Below are 17810 nucleotides of genomic sequence, written 5' to 3' on the forward strand. Positions count from 1 at the left end.
ACGCGCGGTTATCCACGCTGTTATTGTGGATAACATGAGTCAGTCGCGAGTCGCAGTCAATTTCTTTTCCGCTTCAAGACGTTAGAGCCAATCTCTATTCTGTGTCACCGCACAATATCTTGTGTACGGGACCGAAGGATCTGCGGTGATATGGTGTTATCCCCAGTGACTTCAGCGCAACAACATGTGCCTTCGTGGGGTAACCCGCGTTCCGCTCCCATCCATAGCCGGGACATTCGGCGGCAAGCTCCGCCATGATCCGGTCGCGGGCCACTTTCGCGACGATGGACGCAGCCGCGACGGAGAGCGATTTGGCGTCGCCCTTGACCAGAGGCGCGGCCGGGCACGGCATCCCCGGCGGCACCTTGTTGCCGTCGATCAGCAGATGGTCCGGCACCGCCGAAAGCCCGGAGACCGCCCGGCGCATCGCCAGGAACGTGGCCTGCAAGATATTGATTTCATCAATTTCTTCGACGCTGGCATGGGCGATGCAGACATCGGCCACTGCCAGGATCTCCGTCGCCAGCGCCTCGCGCTGCGCCGGCTTGAGCGCCTTGGAGTCGTTCAGCCCCGCGGGCACCCGCTCAGGATCGAGCCGCACCGCCGCCGCGGTGACCGGCCCGGCAAGCGGGCCGCGCCCGACCTCGTCCACACCGGCGATGCGGATCAGCCGCGGATCGCCGCAGAGCGTGCGCTCGGGATCGAAGCTGGGGACAAGTTTCGCTGGGCCGGCCATGGCGGATCCTTTCATCGGTCTCCGCCGCCCCTACCCGATCCGCGCCGCGGACCAAAGCAGGTTGTGGATAAAAGGATGCCCCGACCGTTTCCGACCGGGGCGCGTGCCTGAACTCACGTGGTTGGCACGAGCGTGGCACGTTCTAGTTGTATGTCGATTTTGCGAATATGTCCAGAAACAACCTCACCCCAGGACGCGGCGCGCGATCACCTGGGCCTGAATTTCGCCGGCGCCCTCGAAGATGTTGAGGATCCGTGCATCGCAGAGCAGGCGGCTGATCTGGTATTCCAGCGCGAAACCGTTGCCGCCATGGATCTGCAGGCCGTTGTCGGCGCAGGCCCAGGCGACGCGGGCGCCGAGCAGCTTGGCCATCCCGGCCTCGAGGTCGCAGCGGTGGCCGTTGTCCTTCTCCCAGGCGGAGAAGTATGTCAGCTGACGTGCGATCATGATCTCGACGGCCATCATGGCGAGCTTGCCGGCCACCCGCGGGAAATCGATCAGCGACTTGCCGAACTGCTTGCGGTCGATGGCGTATTGCATCGAGACGTCCATCGCCGACTGCGCCACGCCGATGGCGCGGGCCGCGGTCTGGATGCGCGCGGATTCGAAGGTCTCCATCAGCTGCTTGAAGCCCTGGCCCTCGACGCCGCCCAGCAGGTTCTCGCCCTTGACCTTGAACCCGTCGAAGCCGAGCTCGTATTCCTTCATGCCGCGATAGCCCAGAACCTCGATCTCGCCGCCGGTCATGCCGGGGGTCGGGAACGGCTCTTCGTCGGTGCCCGGGGTCTTCTCCGCCAGGAACATCGACAGGCCCTTGTAATCCGAGGTCTCCGGATTGGTCCGCGCCAGCAGCGTCATGACATGGGTGCGCGCCGCATGGGTGATCCAGGTCTTGTTGCCGGTCACCGTCCAGTCGCCGTCCTCGCCCTTCACCGCGCGGGTGCGCAGGCTGCCGAGGTCCGAGCCGGTATTCGGCTCGGTGAAGACCGCGGTCGGCAGTGTCTCGCCCGAGGCGAGCTGCGGCAGCCATTTTTCCTTCTGCGCTTCGGTGCCGCCGCAGATGATCAGCTCTGCCGCGATTTCCGAGCGGGTGCCAAGCGAGCCGACGCCGATATAGCCGCGCGACAGCTCCTCGGAGACGACGCACATCGAGGCTTTCGACAGGCCGAAACCGCCGTATTCCTCGGGAATGGTCAGGCCGAAGACGCCCATCCCGGCGAGCTCCTCGATGACCTCCATCGGGATCAGCTCGTCCTTCAGGTGCCACTCATGGGCATGCGGGATGACCTTGTCGAGCGCGTAGCGGCGGAACTGCTCGCGGATCATCTCCAGCTCTTCGTCGAGGCCGCAATTGCCCAGCGTGGTGTTCGCCGACTGCTCCTGCATCAGCTCGACGAGACGGACGCGGGCCTGGGTGGTGTTGCCCCCGGCCATCAGCGCCGCGACGGCATCGGTGCCAAGCCCGGACGCGTCCAGCCCCAGGTCGCGCAGGCGGAAGAACTCGGCCTGCCACATCGGGATGCCGCCCTCGATCTGGCTCAGATACTCGCCGAAGCCGATCTGGAGGATCAGCTGCTCGATCTCGCCGAGCTTGCCCTCGTCACTCAGACGCCCGGCCCAGGCGCGCATCTGGCGCAGCGCCTCGACATAGGTGGCCAGCCAGGCAAGGCCGTGGGCGGAGGACTGGTGAAGCTCGAGGAGCTTGCCGGAAATGCGGCCCTCCTCGGTAACCTTGGCCTTCAGCGCCTCCTTCGCCTTGGCCAGCACGGCCTCGGCGGGGGCGACCGCGGCGGCGGTCAGCTCGAGAAGATCGGGGAGGATCGTGGAGACGTCCGCGGGCAGGCTCTGTCCGTCATGGGGCATCGTTCGGTTCCTTCGCTGTTCAGTCAGGGCCGTCTAATCATTTCGCAGTCGCAGCGCAAGATATTTTCAATTGTATACTCCAAAAGGATATAAAATGTCGTACCGGATTTGCGCTGCACAGGCTGTCCGATGCGGATATGCCTGAGTCCGAAAGGACGTTTCATGGATCTTACACTATTCTGGCCGACCGGTCCCGCCGGCGCGGTTGCTGCAGTTGCAATCACCGTCCTGGCCGCCTTCGTGAAGGGCGCGACGGGCTTTGCCATGCCGATGATCATGATCTCGGGCCTTGCCACCTTCCTGCCCGGCGAGTTCGCGCTGGCGCTGCTGATCATCCCGACTCTGGTGACCAACGTGATCCAGGCCTTCGGCGGCGGGCTGGACCATGCCGCAGACGCGGCGAAGCGCTACTGGCGCTACATCGCCATCGTGCTGGCCTTCATCGCGCTCTCGGCGCAGCTGGTTTCGGTCCTGCCGCAGACATTGCTGTTCCTGGCGCTGGGGGGCGCGATCACCGGCTTCGCGATCTGGCAGCTGACCGGGCGGCGGCTCAGCGTGCCGCCGCATCTGAAGACGCGGATCGAGATCGCCGTCGGCACGGTCGCCGGGGTGATCGGCGGGCTGTCGGGGGTCTGGGGGCCGCCGACCGTGGCCTATCTGTCGGCCAGCGGCGCGACCAAGGACGAATCCGTGCGGGTGCAGGGCGTGGTCTATTTCGCCGGGGCCTGCGTGCTGGCGCTGGCGCATCTGCGCTCCGGCGTGCTGAACGCCCAGACGCTGCCGCTCAGCGCGGCGATGGTGGTCCCGGCGATGGCCGGGCTCTTCGTCGGCATGCAGGCGCGCGGCCGGATGGACGAGCAGCTGTTCCGCCGCTGCACGCTGGTCGTGCTGATCCTGGCCGGGCTGAACCTGGTGCGGCGCGGCATCGCCGGCCTCTAGACATGCGGCAGCCCCGGGCTTGACCCGGGGCCTCCTTGTTTCATCGCGATGCGGCGGGCGGTCAGCCGATGGCGACGGCCTTCACGTCTTCGTCGATATGCGCCAGGTACTGCTCGAAGTTGTCCGAGAACATCTTCACCAGCTTGGCCGCGTTGGCGTCGTAGCCGTCCTTGTCCGCCCAGGTCGAGCGCGGGTCCAGCAGCCCGGCATCCACGCCCGGCACGGTGACCGGCACGTCGAAGCCGAAATTCGGATCCTTGCGGAAGGTCGCCTCGTTCAGCGAGCCGTCGAGCGCGGCGGTCAGCAGCGCGCGGGTCGCCTTGATCGGCATGCGCGAGCCGGTGCCGTAGGCGCCGCCGGTCCAGCCGGTGTTGACCAGCCAGCAGGTCGCGCCGTGCTTGGCGATCTTGTCGCGCAGCAGGTTGCCGTAGACTTCCGGGCGGCGCGGCATGAAGGGCGCGCCGAAGCAGGTCGAGAAGACCGGCTGCGGCTCGGTCACGCCGCGCTCGGTGCCGGCCATCTTCGAGGTGAAGCCCGACAGGAAGTGGTACATCGCCTGCGCCGGGGTCAGCCGCGCGATCGGCGGCAGCACGCCGAAGGCGTCGCAGGTCAGCATGATGATGTTCTTGGGATGGCCGCCCAGACCGGTCTCCGACGCGTTGGAGATGTAGTCCAGCGGGTAGGCGCAGCGCATGTTCGGCGTCAGGCTGTCATCCTCGAAATCGAGTTCCTTGGTCTCCTTGTCGTAGACCATGTTCTCGATGACGGTCGCGAACTTCTTGGTGGTCGCGTAGATCTCCGGCTCCGCCTCGGGGGACAGGGAAATCGTCTTGGCGTAGCAGCCGCCCTCGAAGTTGAAGGTGCCGCGCTCGGACCAGCCATGCTCGTCGTCGCCGATCAGCACGCGGTCCGGATCCGCCGAAAGCGTGGTCTTGCCGGTGCCGGACAGGCCGAAGAAGATCGCTGCGTCGACCGGGTTGCCCTTGGCGTGGTTCGCCGAGCAGTGCATCGGCATCACGCCCTTCTCGGGCAGGATGTAGTTGAGCAGCGTGAACACGGATTTCTTGTTCTCGCCGGCATATTCGGTGCCGCCGATCAGGATGACCTTCTTGTCGAAGTTCAGCGCGATGACGGTCTCGGACTTGCAGTCATGCTTGGCGGATCGGCCTTGAAGGACGGCACGTTGATGATGGTGAACTCGGGCGCGAACCCGTCCAGCTCCTCGCGCGACGGACGGCGCAGCAGGTGGCGGATGAACAGGTTGTGCCAAGCGAGCTCGGTCACCATGCGGACATCGAGGCGATGCTCGGGATCGGCGCCGCCGAAGAGATCCTGGACGAACATGTCCTTGCCCTTCATGTGCTCGAGCATGTCGGCATAGAGCGCGTCGAACCCGGCCGGGGACATTTCGGCGTTTGCCTCCCACCAGATGGTGTCGGCGACGGACTCGGTCTTGACGACGTGCTTGTCCTTCGGCGAGCGGCCGGTGAACTTGCCGGTGGAGACGAGGAAGGTGCCGCCCTGGCCCAGCTCGCCTTCGCCGCGCTTCAGGGCCGCCTCGACAAGCGCGGACTCCGTCAGGTTGTAGTAAACGGTGCCGAGCCCGGCAATGCCCTGGTCTTCCAGCTTGTGCGCCGGGTTCACACGTCCGATGTCCATCTCGTAGCTCCTGAGTTCCGCATACTGCGGGTGAAACGCGTTACGCGCTGGCCGGTCCATGCGAACGGGACCGCAGAATTGACGTACAGGTCGTATAACATGACCTAAAAACCGGTGAATAGGACGGATTTTACGAGTTAGCGCAACCACGTACATGTTTGCGCAAACTTGCTTAACCCCCAGCCCGGTTAGCAATTCGTTTGGAACCCCCACGGTAGAAAGCCCCGGGTGGGAATAGCGAATCACAAGTCTATTTGGGGGTGCATCATGGCCGGTACGGCAACAGGGTCGGTTTCGCGACAACAGGATTCCCGGCCGCGGATACGCGCGGCGGTGGTCGAGGACGATCCATCGATCATGAAGACCGTGGCGCTGATGCTCGAAGCCGAAGGCTACGCGGTCGATGCCTATCCCGACGGCCAATCCGCCTATGACGGCATGGCCGCGAACGTCCCCGACATCGCGCTGATCGATCTGGTGATGCCCGGCATGGACGGGATGGAGCTGGTCCGCCGGATCCGGACCGCATGGGACTTCCCGATCATCATGGTCACCGGCCGCGACGACGAGATCGACGAGGCGCTGGGACTCCGGCTCGGCGCCGACGACTACGTGCACAAGCCCTTTGCCCAGCGGCTGCTGCTGGAGCGCATCCGCGCCAACCTGCGCCGCGCCCGCCGCCATCTGGATGCAGCCCCCGCCCCCGCCGCTCCGGCGGCGCAGCCCGAGCCGGACGCGGAGACCGCGACGATGGTCCGGGGGGAACTCAGCATGGACCCCGAACGGCACTCCGTCACCTGGCGTGGCGCGCCGGTCACGCTGACCGCCACCGAATTCCAGCTGCTCGTCGCGCTGGCGCAGCGCCCCGGCGTCGTGAAGTCGCGCGACCAGCTGATGGACGTCGCCTATGACGACAACATCTATGTCGACGACCGCACGATCGACAGCCATATCAAGCGGTTGCGCAAGAAGATGCGCGCCGTGGACCCCGACTTCAGCGCGATAGAGACGCTTTACGGCATCGGCTACCGCTATTCCCCCCGCCCGGCCGCCGCCGGGTCCTGACCGCCGGGCGGCGCCCCCCGGCGCCATGGCCTCGAGCGGCATTGCGGTGCCGGCGGTAAAGGGGCTGGCCTTCGGGGCAACCTGCTCGCTGGTGCTGTCAGACCGCAGCGGCGCGCCGTTGCCGCTCCCCGAGGGCGGGCGCGACACCATTGCCTGGTGCGACCGCCGGGCCGCGGAAGAGGCCGCGATCTGCACGGCCACCGGCCACCGGCTGATCCGTCTGCAGGGAGGGCGCATGTCGCCCGAAATGCAGGTGGCGAAACTCCTCTGGCTGAAGAGGCGCTGCCCCGATCTCTGGCTCCGGCTGGGCCGCGCCGAGGATCTGGTCGACCACCTGACGCGCCGCGCCACCGGCCGCCGGGCCCTGTCTGCCTGTGCGCTGGCGGTGAAATGGCCCTGGATCGCGGATCACGGCGGCTGGCAGGAGGACTTCCTCGCGGCCATCGGCCTAGACGGCCTGCCGGACCGGCTCGGCCTGGCGCAGGCGGGGCTGGCAGGGCGGCGATGACGCCTACCGCTTCGGGCGCGGCAGCGGCCAGGACCGGATCGAGGATGCCGCAGGCGCGAACGTGGTGCTGATGGGCGCGGGCCTCGTGCCGGAGGACGTGCAGCTGGTGCGCGGGCGCGAGACCGTCACCCTGGAAATCGCCGGTACCGCGGACCGGCTGGATCTTGGCACCGGTCCGGACCCGGCCATGGCGATCCGCGAGATCCGCTTCGAGGACGGCACGGTCTGGACCGGCGCGATGCTCGCGGCGATGGCGCTGTCGGGCAGCGACGGCGACGACCTGATCTTCGGCAGCGGCGGCGCGGAGGCGCTCGCGGGCCTTGCGAGCGCTGCGTGGCGGGCCGGCGCAGGGGGCCGGCATCATCCGGGCCGCGCCGCGGCGGCGCTTTCCGTGTCCGGCACATGCAGCGCCCCGGGCTGGGAACCTAGCGGGGGAGCTTCGCCAGGATATGCGCCGGAGCTTCGAGGTGGAGCTTGAGGATCTCGCGGGCGCGGGCGGCATCGCCGTCATCGAGCGCCTCGATCAGCGCGCGGTGCTCGCGGTCGATCACCGCCTTGCGGTCCTGGTCGATCGAGAAGGCCGAGAAGCCGATCCGGGTCACGCTCGCCGACAGGCTCTCGGCCATGCGGATCAGGATCTGGTTGTTGCAATGCGCCATCAGCACGGCATGGAAGCGGCCGTTCAGCTCGACCTGCGTCAGGGCATCCTCGGGCGAGGTCGCCTCCATCTGCACGGCAAGCTGCCTCATCTCCTCCGGCGCGCCGAGGCCGGACTCGCAGATCACCTCGGCGGCATGGCCCTCGATCAGCTTGCGCGCGCCGTAGAGATCGACCAGCTCCTGCGCGGTGACGTGGCGCACCATGGCGCCGCGCCGGGGCAGCATGTCGAGGAACCCCTCCGCCGCCAGCCGGTTCAGCGCCTCGCGCACCGGCGTCCGCGACACCTCTGCCAGGGCGCAGGCCTGGGCCTCCTCGATGAAGGAGCCGGCCGGGAAGTCGCCGTTGAGGATCCCGGCCCGGATCCGGTCATAGGCCCGCACCCGGGCGCTGTCCTTGATCACGGTCGTCATGGCTTCACCCTCACATTCGGCGCGCGCAATGCACGGGGCTTTGCGAATCGTGGCCTGATTTCTGGGAATTGCGCCGTGATCGGCGCCAATTGTAGCGCTAAAACGCCTTCAAAATGTGCAAATGGCATAGTTACCGGTCCCAATGTCAGTTTTTCCTATCCTCGTCCGCCATGCGTATTCTTCATGTATACGAGAGAAGACGCAAGAAATTCCGCAACCGGAGACGAGAATGGGCAAGTGGCGCGTGGGCGTGGACAGCGGCGGGACCTTCACCGATGTCTGCATGTTCGACGAGACCGAGGGACGGGTGAAGATCTGGAAGGTGTCCTCGACGCCGGACGATCCTTCGCGCGGCATCGCGCAGGGCGTCGAGGAAGGCATGCGGGTCCATGGCGGCGCCACCGACGCGCCGCTGAAGGAGATCGGCTATTTCGGCCATGGCACCACCGTCGCCACCAACGCATTGATCCAGCACCGCGGCGCCAAGGTCGGGCTGATCACCACCGACGGCTTCCGCGACCTCTTGGAAATCGGCCGCCAGAAGCGTCCGAGCCTCTATGACATCTTCGCCGACAAGCCGCTGACGCTGGTGCCGCGCCACCTGCGCTTCGGCGTGCCCGAGCGCCTGCTGCATACCGGCGAAGTCGAGCTGCCGCTTGACGAGGCGGCGGTGCGCGGGGCCGCCGAGGCGATGAAGGCCGAAGGCGTCGAAGCGGTCGCCATCTGCTTCCTCTATGCCTTCATCAATGCCGCTCACGAGAAGCGCGCCAAGGAGATCGTCGCGGAGATCCTGCCCGAGGCCTTCCTCTGCACCAGCCACGAGATCGCCCCCGAATTCCGCGAATTCGAGCGGCTGTCGACCGCGACGGTCAACGCCTATCTCGGCCCGCTGATGCACCGCTACATCCACCGCCTGTCGCTGCGGCTCGACGAGCTGGGGCTGAAATCCGCGCCGCACCTGACCCAGTCGAACGGCGGCGTGGCAAGCTTCGAGGCCGCTGCCGATGCGCCGGTGCGCACCGTGCTCAGCGGCCCCTCGACCGGCGTCGTCGCGGCCGAGGCGCTGGGGAACCAGGCAGGCTTCCCCGACATCATCACCTTCGACATGGGCGGCACCTCTTCGGACGTGGCGCTTATGACCGGCGGCGCGACCAGCCAGGCAAACGAGGCCGTGGTCCACGGCTATCCGATCAAGGCGCCGATGCTCGACATCCACACCGTGGGCGCCGGCGGCGGCTCGATCGCGCGGATCGACACCGGCGGCTTCCTCAAGGTTGGCCCGCAGAGCGCCGGCGCCGATCCGGGCCCGGTCTGCTACGGCAAGGGCAATGCCGAGCCGACCGTGACCGATGCCAATATCGCGCTGCAGGTGCTGAACCCGACCCATATTCTCGGCGGCCGCATGGAAGTTCACCGCGACCTCGCCATGGAGGCGATCGGCAAGATGGCCGACGGTCTCGGCATGGGCGTGATGGAGACCGCGCAGGGCATCATTTCGGTCGTCACGGCGAACATGGCCCGCGCAATCCGGGTGATCTCGGTGCAGCGCGGCTATGACCCGCGCGACTACGTCCTGATGGCCTTCGGCGGCGCCGGCCCGCTCCATGCCGTGCGGCTGGCGCAGGAACTGGACATGACCCGCGTGCTGGTGCCGCGGACGCCCGGAACGCTCTGCGCCATGGGGCTCCTGCTGACCGACCTGCGCGCCAGCTTCCCGGTCACCCGCCTGACGCCGCTGGTCGCGGAGTCGATCCCGGCAATCCAGACGGCTCTGGACGAGGTGGTCGCAAAGGCGGGCGCCTGGTTCGAGGCCGAGGGCATCTCCGAAACCGCGCGCCGGGTGATCCTGACCATCGACGTGCGCTACGAGGGCCAGAACTACGAGCTGTCGGTGCCGGTCGGGCCGGGCGCGTTCGATCTGGACAGCCTCGCGCAGCTGATCGCGGGCTTCGAGGCCGAGCATGAACGGCTCTACGGCTTCACCGCCGAGGGCGAGAAGATCAACGCGGTGACCTTCCGCGCCGAGGCCCTGGGGCTCGTCGAGAAGGCGCAGCTGCCGGAACGCCCGCTGGGCGATGCCGCTGCCTCCGCCGCCGTGATCGGGGCGCGCGAGATCTGGTTCCCGGAAACCGGCGCCTTCACGGAAAGCCCGATCTACGACCGGGAGAAGCTGCTGCCCGGCATGGAATTCGCCGGCCCGGCCGTGGTCGAGCAGATGGACACCACCACCCTCGTGCCGCCGGGCGTCGCCGCCCGCGTCGACGCTTTCGAAAACCTGATCCTGGACCTCGCATGACCCGCCTCGAAAAACCGGCCGGCGACCGCCCGGCCACGCTCGATCCCATCACCGTCGAGGTAATCGGCTCCGCGCTTTCCTCCATCGTCGACGAAACCGGCGAGGCGCTGGTGCGCGCCTCCTACTCGACCAACATCAAGGAACGCCGCGACTGTTCCACCGCGCTCTTCGACCGCGAGGGCCGCACGCTCTGCCAAGCCGAGCATATCCCGATCCATCTGGGCAGCTTCATCGAATTCGTGCCGAAGGTGCTGGAGCTGCATGACATCGACGGCATGCAGCCGGGCGACGTCTTCATCGGCAACGACGCCTACATGGGCGGCGGGACCCACCTGCCGGACATCGTGCTGGCGGAACCCATCTTCGTCGACGGCGCGCTGGCGGCCTGGACGGTGAACCTCGCCCACCATTCCGACTTCGCCGACCGTGGCCACGAGCACATCTATCAGGAGGGCCTGCGCATCCCGCCGATCCGCCTCTACCGGGCGGGCAAGCTGCAGAAGGACGTGCAGGATCTGGTGCTGCTGAACTGCCAGGTCCCGCGCGAACGCCTGTCGGATCTGCGCGCGCAGATGGCGGCGAACCGCGTCGGCGTGCAGCGCTTCCAGGGGCTCTGCGCCAAGCATGGCGTCGGCACGGTGCTGGCGGCGGGCGACGAGCTGCTGGACTATGCCGAGCGCAAGATGCGCGCCGGGATCGCCCAGCTGCCCGACGGCACCTATTCCTTCGAGGATGTCTTCGACGGCATCGACATCGACGAACCGATGCCGCTGAAAGTGACGGTGAAGATCGAGGGCGAGACCATGGATCTCGACTTCGACGCGCCGCCGCAGGTGCGGGCGGGCATCAACATGACGATGACCGCGCTGCTGGCCACGGTCTACTACATCGTCAAGTCGGTGGTCGATCCGACCATCCTGCCCAATTCGGGGCTGTCGCGGCCGCTGACCGTCTCGGCGCCGAAGGGGTCCATCCTGAACTGCGCCCATCCCGCGCCGGTGAACGGCCGGGTCCAGACCTGCCAGCGGGTCGCCGACCTCGTGCTCGGCGCGCTCGCCAAGGCGGTGCCCGACCGCGCGATGGCCTGCACCAACTCGGCCTGCACCGTGGCGGTTTTCGCCGGAACCCGCGAGAGCGGTCCCGAAAAGGGCAATCTCTGGGTCTATCTGGAGACCATCGGCGGTGGCGGCGGGGCGCGGCGCGGTGCGGACGGGCTCGATGGCATCCATGTCCATGCCACCAACACCTCGAACCTCCCCGTCGAGGCGCTGGAGCTGGAATATCCGCTGGTGCTGACCCGCTACGAGCTGGTCGACGGCTCGGCGGGCGAGGGCACCTGGCGCGGCGGCATGGGGCTGCGGCGGGTCTACCGCGCGACGGAAGACTGCCGCGTCTCGGTCGACATCGCCCGCACGGAATCGCGCAGCTGGGGCCTCTTGGGCGGCGGCGAAGGCGGCGGCAGCCATTTCACCGCGACCAATGACAGTTTCAAGCGCGGCGACGGCCTGATGAAGGCGGGCGACGTGCTGGAAGTGGTCTCGCCCGGCGGCGGCGGCTACGGCCCCCTGCCGGTGGAGCTGGCCGCCGCAGACAGCACCAGCGGTGACCGCGCCACCGCGATGGCGTCCTTGGCTGGCGAGGTCGCGATCGTGCTTGCCAACGGGCGGCAGCTGCGCTGCCGTGCGGACCTGCCGGAGGCGGAGCTGGCGCGGCTGATCCGGGCGGTCGAGGCGGCATGATCGGGCCCGGCACAGGGGTCAGGGGCTACCTCGCCTGCGGAACCACCGACATGCGCAAGGGCATCGCCGGGCTGGCCGCGCTGGCGCAGGATGTCCTGCGGCAGAAGCCCGCCAGCGGCGCCGTCTTCGCGTTTCGCGGTCGCAAAGGCGACAGGATCAAGCTCTTGCATTGGGACGGCCAGGGGTGACGCGCTGGTCGCCCATCGCCGGAGCCGCGAGGCGCAGATCCTCGCCGCGCTGGACGCCGGTCCCGGCGACCTTCCCGGACTGACCGCGCGCATCTACCACGACACCGACCGGGCGCTCTGGCCTGCCGCCGCGCGCAACCTCCTGGCGCATCTGGTGGAGATGGAAGGCCGCGGGCTGGTCGCGGCGGAGCCCGCGCTTTCGCCGGGCGCCAGCTTTTCCAAACGTCAGGAAGAAAAAAGCGAATCCGGCCGGAAAAAGCCTCTTGCACCCCCCGGGGCGCTTGGATAGATAGCCCCCCACAGCGTTCCGGCGTAGCTCAGCGGTAGAGCAGTTGACTGTTAATCAATTGGTCGTAGGTTCGATCCCTACCGCCGGAGCCAGATCACCCCGATCTGGAAGCTGGGTGCCACAGGCACCGAAACGGGTTCTCAGGCTGGCTGCCTGCTGCAATCCGGGGTTCAGGCCCGAAATGTTCCGGCGTAGCTCAGCGGTAGAGCAGTTGACTGTTAATCAATTGGTCGTAGGTTCGATCCCTACCGCCGGAGCCAGATCACCCCGATCTGGAAGCTGGGTGCCACAGGCACCGAAACGGGTTCTCAGGCTGGCTGCCTGCTGCAATCCGGGGTTCAGGCCCGAAATGTTCCGGCGTAGCTCAGCGGTAGAGCAGTTGACTGTTAATCAATTGGTCGTAGGTTCGATCCCTACCGCCGGAGCCAATCTTCCCAAGACAATCTGAGAGCTGCAGGGCACCGCATCGCGGTGCTTTCCCGTGTCCGCCATCCGGCAGATTGCCTGTCTGCGCGCCACGACCCGGGCAGGACACTGGCACCTCGTCCCTACGGCATGGCAGGACCGGCGGAATGCCCTCCGGATGACCAGCATGACACGCCAGGACGCCCGGCACAGCCAGACCCGGCAGACCGCTGCCGGGAACTTCCGGCCCGCGCGCCGGTTGCCCCGTCGCCACGGCTGCACCCGGACTCCGGACGAATGCCCGGCGAGGCGGTTCCGGCCACGCGCCCCGGCCGTCGACGAACTGGCCGCGCGCAGCCTCACCGAACAGCAGCTCGGGCTCGCGGAAGACCGCACGCCCTTCGTCCACCCGGCCCGCATCGCGCTCGTCACCCAGCGTGCGGTCAAGGGCCGCGCCTGGCAGGCCGCCCTGCGCCCGCTGATGACCGACCAGTTCCTGCGCTTCGACCNGGCCCCCCCGGACCTGTTCATCATCGAGGACAATCCCGACCAGCCCGATGACAGCCTGCGCTTCCTGGCCGAGCTGCGCAGCCGCCGCAGCAGCCGCACCGCCGCCGCGATCCTGGTCTGCGATGGCCGCGCCGGACGCCGGGACGGGAGCGCCGGCCGCATGGCCATGGCGCTCGACATCGGGGCCAATGACGTGATGCGCCACGGCTTCCTCCCCGAGGAACTGGCGCTGCGCAGCAGGCTGCACCTGGCACGCAAGCGCGATGGCGACCGGCTGCGCAACCGGGTGGAGGACGGGCTGCGCGAGGCGATGCGCGATCCGCTCACCGGACTCTACAACCGCCGCTATGCGATGCCGCATCTCGACCGCATCGCCGGGCGCGCGGCGCAGACAGGACGCGGATTCGCGGTGATGATGCTGGATCTCGACCGGTTCAAGGCGGTCAACGACACCCATGGCCATGCGGCTGGCGACCGGGTCCTGATGGAGACCGCCGCCCGGCTTTCGGACAATATCCGCAAGCATGACCTGCTGGCCCGGATCGGCGGCGAGGAATTCCTGATCGCAATGCCCGACACCGATCCCGACCGGGTGCGGCTGGCCGCGGCCAGGCTGCGCCGCGTCATTGCCGACCATCCGATGGCGGCCGGACCGGCCCTGCTGCCGGTGACGGTCAGCATCGGCATCGCCTTCGCGGATATCCCCGCCCTGCGCGAGGCCGTCGCGGCCGATCAGCTGACCGCCTCGGTGAAGCGCCTGCTGGAGCGCGCGGACAAGGCGCTCTACAGCGCCAAGGCGCAGGGGCGGAACACCGTCAATTTCGGACGCACCGCCGCCTGATCCGCTCAGTCGCGGGGATGCGGCGGCCGGTCATGGCCGTCCCATTTGCGCGCGCCGTCATGCGGCCGCCCGCCGCGATAGGTCCCGAAGCGCTTCAGCCGCTCGACATAGTCCGCCCGCACCTCCGGCGGCATCCCGGCCAGCCGCGCGACGATCACCGAATGCGCCTCGCGCGTGAAGCCCGAGAAGGCGGCGCTCGAGCCGTCGAGCAGGTCCTGCAGCGCCCGGGGGCAAGGCCCGGCGCGGCGCTCAGCCCCGGCGCTTCTGCGCGATGGCCTGGCCCGCGGCCCAGCCCGAGGACCAGGCCCATTGGAAATTGTAGCCGCCGAGCCAGCCGGTCACGTCCATCGCTTCGCCGATGACGTGGAGGCCCGGCACCGCCCTGGCTTCCATCGTCCTGGCGTCGAGCCCGTCGGTGTCGATGCCGCCCAGCGTCACCTCGGCCTTGCGGTAGCCCTCCGAGCCGGTCGGTTTCAGCCGCCAGTCCGCAAGCCCGTCGGTGAAGGATTTCAGGAGCTTGTCGGAGCAGTCGGCGAGATTTCCCCGGAGCCCGGCCTCGGCGGCGACATGCGCGGCCAGCCGCTTCGGCAGCGCCTCCGCCAGCACCGTCGCGACGTCGCGGCGCCCGGCCTTCTGGCGCCGGTCCCGGGCATGGCCTTCCGCACCGGTTTCCGGACGCTTAAGGCGCGTCCCGGTCGGGGCGGAGGGCGTCAGTCGACGCAGCCCCGCGCATCCACCGCCAGTTCGCGTTCGCCGAGCCAGAGCCGCGGCGCCAGGGCCACGACCGCGCAGGCGTGGTTCGGCAGGACGCGGACCCGTTCGCCCACGGCAAGAAGTCCCTCGGGGTCGTCAACCACGCCGTGTTCCTCCGACAGCCTTTGGACGGTCAGCATGTGGCGCTGGCCGCCGCGCTGCAGCTCGATCTGTCCGTGGCCGACATCGCCGCCGGTGCCATGCGCCCCCTTGTCGGAACTCAGCACCTTGCTGCCGGCATCGATCACCGCCCGCCCGGGCGCCGTGAACAGAACCGTCGCCTCGACCGACAGCGCGATCTCTTCCGGGGTGCACAGGCCCAGCCGCACGGCCGTAAGGTCAAGGAAGGCGTAGTTTCCCGGGCGCAGCTCGTCCGTGCCGCGCTGCACCGGAGCGCCGAGGCAGGTGGGCGTCGAGCCGACCGAGATGCGCCCTGGCATCTCCAGAACCGGGGCAATTTCTGCCTGGGCGGCATGGAGCTGGTCCAGCTCGCCCGCCGCGATTTCGGCGCGGCGCCCGGGCTCCGGCGCGCCATAGGCATGGCCGGCATGGGACAGCACGCCGAGATAGCGCAGGTCGGGCGTGCCGGCGATGATGCCGGCCAGAACCGCGGCCGCGCCGCTGCCTGCGGTGACGCCGATCCGGCCCAGCCCGGTATCCACCTTGACGAAGACCTCCGCCACGCTGCCGGTCTGGCGCGCCGCCGTTTCCAGAACCTCCAGATGCAGCGCATGGGCGGCGATGAAGCGGAGCCGGGTGCCCGAGCCCTTTGCGGCCGTCATCAGCGCGGCCGCGGAGCCGGCCCGCATCAGCGGATAGGCGACGGTCACCGACGGCAGCCCGGCCCGGACGAAGACCAGCGCCTCGGACGGTTTCGAGGCCGTCACGCCGGACGCGCCCGCCGCGATCTGCATGCGGGCGATCTCGATGCTCTTATGGGTCTTCACATGGGGGTGCAGCTCGGCGCCGGCGGATTTGGCGATCGCGGCCATGCGGGACAGGTTGGCGGCGAGCTTTTCCGGATCGATCCGCACCGCAGGCGTCGCGCGCGGGCTGACGGCCGTTTCCGCGGGATGCGGGTTCGTCGGGAGTATCTGGTCCATGCGCGTCTGTCCTTCCGTCTGCGGGCCGGGCCAGAGTTCCGCCGCCGCGCAGGAAGGTCAAGCAGGCACCGGCCGCCGCTGCGGCCGGTGCCCTAAGGTCATTCGGCGGCTGCCGCGGCCAGTTCCGGACCGTCGACGGTCACTGCGGCGACGCCATGGCGGGCGCGCAGCCCGTCGCGGTAGATCGCCTTGAAGAGCCCGAGGCACATCAGCAGCATCACCACCGAGAAGGGCAGGGCGCCGATCACCATCGCCGTCTGGATCGCGGTCAGCCCGCCAACGAGCAGGAGCGCGGCCACCACGACGCCCAGCGTCACGCCCCAGAAGATGATGTGCGGCCGCGCCTTCGGCCCTTCGTCGCCGGCGGCATTGATCGTGTTGACGATCAGCACGGCGCTGTCGGCGGAGGTCACCAAATAGGTCATCAGCAGGATGACGATCAGCACCGCCATGCCCCAGCCCAGCAGGTCGCCCAGCATCAGCCCGGTCATGGTGAAGATCTTGGCGCCGTCGGTCGAGCCGAAGATCGCGCCCGCGGCCGTGCCGTTCAGTTCCATGTCGATCGCGGTGCCGCCGCCGAAGGAGAACCAGACGAAGCACATGATCGAGGGCACGATCATCGCGCCGAGCACGAATTCGCGGATCGTCCGGCCGCGCGAGATGCGCGCGAGGAACAGCCCGACGAAGGGCGCGAAGGCGACCCACCAGGCCCAGTAGAACACCGTCCAGCCGCCCTGCCAGCCTTCGAGCGCCGCGCCGGTCTCGGTGCCGTCGGTCCGGTAGACGGTCAGCAGCATCGAGGGCAGCTCCATGATGTAGTTGAGCGTGCCCATGACCAGCGCCTGGAACCCGAACCAGGTCGCGCCGAAGATCGTCAGGAAGGCCAGCAGGAAGATCGACAGCGCCATGTTGAGGTTCGACAGCCATTTGATGCCCTTGCCGACGCCCGAGAGCGCCGACAGCGTCGAGGCGCCCATGATGATCAGCAGCGCGACGATGATGCCCAGCGACGAGGCGTTGCCCTCCTCGTTCAGCAGCCAGGCGCCGATGCCGATCTTGCTCATGCCGGCGACGAACTGCTCGACGCCGAAGCCGAGCGTCTGCGCCACGCCGAGGATGGTGGCGATCACCGCGACGATGTCGACCAGATGGCCGAGCGGACCCGAGAGCGACTTGCCGAACAAGGGCGTCAACGACGAGCGGATGGTCAGCGGCAGGCCGCGGCGATAGGTGAAATAGGCCAGCGCCAAGCCCGCGACGGCATAGGAGGACCAGGCCGAGAAGCCCCAGTGGAGATAGCTCCACTTGTAGGCGTTCAGGAAGTTGTCCATGTTCTCGCCGCTCGCCAGCCCCTGGATCACGTCGGGGTTGTTGCGGAAATGGTAGATCGGCTCGGCCACCGCCCAGGTCAGCATGCCGACGCCGATGCCCGCGCCGAACATCATGGAGAACCAGGAGAAATTGTCGAATTCCGGCGTCTCGTCGTCATGGCCGAGCTTGAGCTTTCCGGCCGCGGGCCAGAGCGCCAGGGCGAGGCAGACGAGGACGAAGAAGGCCATCACATAGACGTACCAGGCGGCGAAATTCGCGAGGATGAACTTGTTCAGCCCGCCGAGGATGGTCCCGGCCTGGGCCGGGAAGGCCACCGCCCAGAGCACCAGCCCGCCGACGGCGAGTTTCGAGGTCACGGTCACGTCGAGCGAGAAGCCGTGATAGAACCCGCCCTCTGCCGTCTTGATCGGCAGATGCGAGAGGGGTGGTTCGATTTTTGCCATTCGCGTTTCCCTGTGTCGGACGGATCGGAAAACCCCGGCGGCGCCGCCCATCGTCCGGGCCGGGGGTACTT

The 17810-nt window shown here is 68.0% G+C and carries 15 protein-coding genes, 3 tRNA genes and 2 pseudogenes; 12 read left to right on the top strand and 8 right to left on the bottom strand.

Translation table 11 applies throughout. From position 1 onward, the window contains the following. Nucleotides 1–94: 94 nt before the first annotated feature. A complete protein-coding gene (locus tag C7T91_RS26660) occupies nucleotides 95–736 on the bottom strand; it encodes a ribonuclease HII (protein WP_108262812.1) in 642 nt (213 codons plus the stop codon). Nucleotides 737–919: 183 nt separating this feature from the next. Then, a complete protein-coding gene (locus tag C7T91_RS26665; RefSeq protein WP_108262814.1) occupies nucleotides 920–2599 on the bottom strand; it encodes an acyl-CoA dehydrogenase family protein in 1680 nt (559 codons plus the stop codon). A gap of 162 nt (nucleotides 2600–2761) precedes the next feature. Between C7T91_RS26665 and C7T91_RS26670 the strand changes: the two genes are divergently transcribed. Beyond that, a complete protein-coding gene (locus C7T91_RS26670) occupies nucleotides 2762–3538 on the top strand; it encodes a sulfite exporter TauE/SafE family protein (RefSeq protein WP_108262816.1) in 777 nt (258 codons plus the stop codon). Nucleotides 3539–3599: 61 nt separating this feature from the next. On the opposite strand, the pseudogene C7T91_RS26675 reads toward C7T91_RS26670, so the two are convergent. Further along, nucleotides 3600–5197 (bottom strand): annotated as a pseudogene (locus C7T91_RS26675) (phosphoenolpyruvate carboxykinase). 267 nt (nucleotides 5198–5464) lie between these two features. Between C7T91_RS26675 and C7T91_RS26680 the strand changes: the two are divergent. From C7T91_RS26680 to C7T91_RS26690, 3 genes are all read left to right on the top strand, one after another. Further along, nucleotides 5465–6262, top strand: a complete 798-nt coding sequence (locus C7T91_RS26680; RefSeq protein ID WP_108262818.1) for a response regulator transcription factor — start codon at nucleotides 5465–5467, stop codon at nucleotides 6260–6262. Between the two features lie 25 nt (nucleotides 6263–6287). Beyond that, complete coding sequence (locus C7T91_RS26685; RefSeq protein ID WP_108262820.1) at nucleotides 6288–6770, top strand: acetate and sugar kinases/Hsc70/actin family protein; 483 nt, start codon at nucleotides 6288–6290, stop codon at nucleotides 6768–6770. Between the two features lie 61 nt (nucleotides 6771–6831). Further along, nucleotides 6832–7248: a hypothetical protein gene (locus C7T91_RS26690; protein ID WP_108262822.1), complete on the top strand. Its 417-nt coding sequence runs from the start codon at nucleotides 6832–6834 to the stop codon at nucleotides 7246–7248. Here the strand turns inward: C7T91_RS26690 and C7T91_RS26695 are convergent. Continuing rightward, entirely contained in the window at nucleotides 7196–7840 is a 645-nt protein-coding gene (locus C7T91_RS26695) for a GntR family transcriptional regulator (protein WP_108262825.1), read from the bottom strand. The genes C7T91_RS26690 and C7T91_RS26695 overlap by 53 nt on opposite strands. Before the next feature lie 229 nt (nucleotides 7841–8069). Between C7T91_RS26695 and C7T91_RS26700 the strand changes: the two genes are divergently transcribed. From C7T91_RS26700 to C7T91_RS40480, 8 genes are all read left to right on the top strand, one after another. Beyond that, complete coding sequence (locus C7T91_RS26700) at nucleotides 8070–10136, top strand: hydantoinase/oxoprolinase family protein (RefSeq protein WP_108262827.1); 2067 nt, start codon at nucleotides 8070–8072, stop codon at nucleotides 10134–10136. Beyond that, a complete protein-coding gene (locus tag C7T91_RS26705) occupies nucleotides 10133–11875 on the top strand; it encodes a hydantoinase B/oxoprolinase family protein (RefSeq protein WP_108262829.1) in 1743 nt (580 codons plus the stop codon). The genes C7T91_RS26700 and C7T91_RS26705 overlap by 4 nt, the downstream gene beginning before the upstream one ends. Continuing rightward, nucleotides 11872–12063 (top strand): IS66 family insertion sequence element accessory protein TnpB, encoded by a 192-nt coding sequence (tnpB, locus tag C7T91_RS37095; protein ID WP_108262831.1) that lies wholly within the window; start codon nucleotides 11872–11874, stop codon nucleotides 12061–12063. Before C7T91_RS26705 ends, tnpB begins: the two co-directional genes overlap by 4 nt. A 91-nt stretch (nucleotides 12064–12154) precedes the next feature. Next, a complete protein-coding gene (locus C7T91_RS37100; RefSeq protein ID WP_236638546.1) occupies nucleotides 12155–12352 on the top strand; it encodes a hypothetical protein in 198 nt (65 codons plus the stop codon). 17 nt (nucleotides 12353–12369) lie between these two features. Further along, a tRNA-Asn gene (locus C7T91_RS26715) sits at nucleotides 12370–12444 on the top strand. A 93-nt stretch (nucleotides 12445–12537) separates the two neighbouring features. Continuing rightward, nucleotides 12538–12612: transfer RNA gene (locus C7T91_RS26720), tRNA-Asn, on the top strand. Nucleotides 12613–12705: 93 nt separating this feature from the next. Then, nucleotides 12706–12780, top strand: a tRNA-Asn gene (locus tag C7T91_RS26725). A gap of 797 nt (nucleotides 12781–13577) precedes the next feature. Next, the gene (locus C7T91_RS40480; RefSeq protein WP_456237871.1) at nucleotides 13578–14108 is read left to right on the top strand and encodes a GGDEF domain-containing protein; all 531 of its coding nucleotides are present in this window, start codon (nucleotides 13578–13580) and stop codon (nucleotides 14106–14108) included. 5 nt (nucleotides 14109–14113) lie between these two features. Here the strand turns inward: C7T91_RS40480 and C7T91_RS32950 are convergent, their stop codons facing one another. The 4 genes and pseudogenes from C7T91_RS32950 to C7T91_RS26745 form a co-directional block, all read right to left on the bottom strand. Further along, nucleotides 14114–14266 (bottom strand): hypothetical protein, encoded by a 153-nt coding sequence (locus tag C7T91_RS32950; protein ID WP_161556127.1) that lies wholly within the window; start codon nucleotides 14264–14266, stop codon nucleotides 14114–14116. A 91-nt stretch (nucleotides 14267–14357) separates the two neighbouring features. Further along, a pseudogene (locus C7T91_RS26735) lies at nucleotides 14358–14783 on the bottom strand (NAD(P)/FAD-dependent oxidoreductase); the annotation flags it as partial. Between the two features lie 35 nt (nucleotides 14784–14818). After that, the gene (locus C7T91_RS26740; RefSeq protein ID WP_108262837.1) at nucleotides 14819–15964 is read right to left on the bottom strand and encodes an alanine racemase; all 1146 of its coding nucleotides are present in this window, start codon (nucleotides 15962–15964) and stop codon (nucleotides 14819–14821) included. 98 nt (nucleotides 15965–16062) lie between these two features. Continuing rightward, nucleotides 16063–17739, bottom strand: coding sequence for a BCCT family transporter (locus tag C7T91_RS26745; RefSeq protein ID WP_108262839.1), 1677 nt, complete (start codon nucleotides 17737–17739; stop codon nucleotides 16063–16065). Nucleotides 17740–17810 lie beyond the last annotated feature (71 nt).

It is taken from the genome of Mangrovicoccus ximenensis (assembly GCF_003056725.1).
Lineage (GTDB): Bacteria > Pseudomonadota > Alphaproteobacteria > Rhodobacterales > Rhodobacteraceae > Mangrovicoccus > Mangrovicoccus ximenensis.